Source organism: Brachyspira sp. SAP_772 (assembly GCF_009755885.1).
Classification (GTDB): Bacteria; Spirochaetota; Brachyspiria; order Brachyspirales; family Brachyspiraceae; genus Brachyspira.
In genome coordinates, this window is sequence record NZ_VYIX01000060.1 from 1 (window position 1) to 929 (window position 929).

1 protein-coding gene is annotated in these 929 nt (G+C 33.1%); it reads right to left on the reverse strand.

What is annotated here, in order from left to right; translation table 11 throughout:
• Positions 1-929, reverse strand: a 929-nt coding sequence (locus GQX97_RS12550) for a sodium:solute symporter (RefSeq protein WP_232473372.1), incomplete at both ends; no start/stop codon positions are given.

Below are 929 nucleotides of genomic sequence, written 5' to 3' on the forward strand. Positions count from 1 at the left end.
ATAAGTCCCACTACAACCATACAAGCTCTTCCCAAGAAAAGTAATTGTTTATCTGTAGCATCTTTATTTATGTATTTTTTATATATATCGTTTGTTATAAGTCCCACTACAACCATACAAGCTCTTCCCAAGAAAAGTAATTGTTTATCTGTAGCATCTTTATTTATGTATTTTTTATATATATCGTTTGTTGCTATTACAGAAACTGCAAGCATATCAGAGTCAGCCGAAGACATAGTAGCAGATATTAAAGCAGAAAATAATAATCCAACTATAACAGGAGGCATAGTATGAATTGCAAGCACTGGTAAAATATATCTGCTTCCCTCAGAGGTTAATAATTCTGAAGTGAGAAGTCCATCTTTTACAACGCTAGAAGCAATCAACCCCAAAAAAGCAGGAAATAAAGAATATAATATACAAACTAACCCACCCATTAAAGAACCTATCATAAGTGATTTAGAATCTCTTGCAGAAAAGAATCTCTGACTAATTTCAGGTCCAACAGAATATGATGCTATATACATTATAGTAAGTGATATTATAGTAGGCCAACCCATACCAGCAGTAAGTGATTTTTGTGCAGGTGTGAGATTAGAAATTACATGTTCAAAACCTCCRGCATAATTCAAAGCAAAAGGTATAGCAACCAAACTTCCAATGAATACTAACGAACCTTGTATTAAATCAGTAAAAGCAACACCCCAAAGTCCGCCCATAGAAGARTATGCTGTAACTACAACTGTAACTATTACAACAGATACTTTATAATTCCARCCTGTCATAACAGTTAAAATACTTGCAGAAGCTATAATCTGAGCAGCAGTAATACCTATCATAGGAAGCCCCWTAATAATAGAAGTAACTAATGCATTTGCTTTACCGTATCTATTATAAAAATATTCAGATACAGTAGTAACCATAGCATT